At 52.3% G+C, this 1802-nt stretch carries 2 protein-coding genes; both read left to right on the plus strand.

Annotation, left to right across the window (positions count from 1 at the left end):
* Positions 1-546 precede the first annotated feature (546 nt).
* A complete protein-coding gene (locus tag Q31b_RS27650) occupies positions 547-999 on the plus strand; it encodes a hypothetical protein (protein ID WP_146602911.1) in 453 nt (150 codons plus the stop codon).
* 95 nt (positions 1000-1094) lie between these two features.
* Complete coding sequence (locus Q31b_RS27655) at positions 1095-1625, plus strand: hypothetical protein (protein ID WP_146602912.1); 531 nt, start codon at positions 1095-1097, stop codon at positions 1623-1625.
* Positions 1626-1802 lie beyond the last annotated feature (177 nt).

Below are 1802 nucleotides of genomic sequence, written 5' to 3' on the forward strand. Positions count from 1 at the left end.
GATTGCCAACGTAAGCGGTCTGCACGACAAAGTTCAACGCACATTCTATCCGTGGACCAGGCGAAACACGTCAACCATTGATCAAGACCTTTCCACGCCTGGTCCCCGGATAGAATGCAATTCGTTTGGCCATAGAATCGTGCTCGTGCTCAGTCGCGCCAGCGACGGTACTCGTACTCGTAATCGAAACCAGTCCTCAATGACCGCTTCGATCGTTCGGTCACGATCGACTCGGTGTTGAGTACTTTGGCTCAATGATCTACCACGGTCGTTTGCTGAGCGGACGAAAAATGACTGCTTGTAAATCTGCAAGACGTCTGCTCCGGTTGCTAAGCACTGCAAGTTGCCTTCGAATCCAACACTCCTTACAATACTGGAGTCAAGTACGAGCACGAGTACCGCTTCGCTGAGCACGAGCTTGATCGAGCGGCGTTGGAGAGCCAGAACCATCCGATGCACGTGAGCGGCGAAAGAACCTTTTTTGAAAATCAAACATTTCTCGTCGCCGCCACGTGATCGGTGACGTTACCCGACTGAAGAAACTCTATGAAAGCGTTCGACATACTCCCGACGGTTGGCGTTGGACCAATTCGGTTCGGCATGACGCGCGCGGACGTCCGTGAACTTATTGGGCCACACGATGGTGACGGTGACGAAGAACGCGAATGGTACCTCGAAGATCTAGCGATCGATTTTGATGCTGCTGGAAAGGTTGCATTCATCGAGATCGCAGAATCCGAGAACTTCCGCGCATTATTGGACGGCGAATGTCTACACGAACTGGATGCCGATTCCGCTGTCGCCCACGTTGAAAAACTGGCTCCGTTCGACCCTGATGCTCCCGAACCCGGCTACACGTACGTCTTTCCGAAGCTTCAACTCAGCCTCTGGCGTTCTGTTGTTCCAGATGCAAGCCAAGACTTGGACGACCCGACTGGTCGGACATTCGAGGCGGTCGGCGTCGGCCCTGACGGCTACTTTCCAAACACCGGCGGGTAACCATGCGATGATACGGAGCGGCGGTGGTCACCGTTTTCGCAGTGGTTGGATCTCTCGCCGCCGCCCGCATATCGATACCGTTATCCGATCAAGCAATGACTTTATCTCGCGTTCTTCTTGCCTGTGTTTTGACCACGCTCGGCTGCGCTTCCAAGACACGCAGGCCATGGGATTCCAGACCGGTTACTCTCAGTGACATCGATTCAATCACGCTCGTTTTAGGAGCGATTGCACAAGACGGTGGGTCTAGGGAACTCGTTGGCGTAACCAACACCGGACAAATGTGCTTGATAGCACTAAATCAACACTCATTCCTCGGAAACTATCCTCTGCATGAAATTGAATCTCCTGGTCGCCTATGCTTTAACGAACGGCTTGTTGGGGTAAGATCCAAAGACGAACGGCTAATCATGGACCTTCTCCGGTCTGCGGACTTCTTGCCGGTGACGGATGAAGGGATACGACAGCTGGTAAACATGGACACGATTGCACATACGGATTTGGAAACTTTTGCATCTGATTCTGATGGTCAATTCCTGCGGGCTATTAGAGATCACATTCTCGCGTACGTGGAAACGGAAAAGTATATTGAAGTGGCGAAAAATGGTTTACCGCTTCATCCGTAAAAAGCCGGATAACCATGTCGTCGCTTTACGCTTGCTTGTCAAGCGTCCTTGCGGCAAGCGAGCCGATACTTCGAGCTCGCGTTAAGCCGCTGAAGCCCGGACCATGCTTGAACTTGGAGTTGACTCCTCCCCTTTTTGCGCGCAACTTTGTGTTGATTTTTAGTGTGTGCACTTCGC

This window comes from Novipirellula aureliae, from assembly GCF_007860185.1.
GTDB classification, from domain to species: domain Bacteria; phylum Planctomycetota; class Planctomycetia; order Pirellulales; family Pirellulaceae; genus Novipirellula_A; species Novipirellula_A aureliae.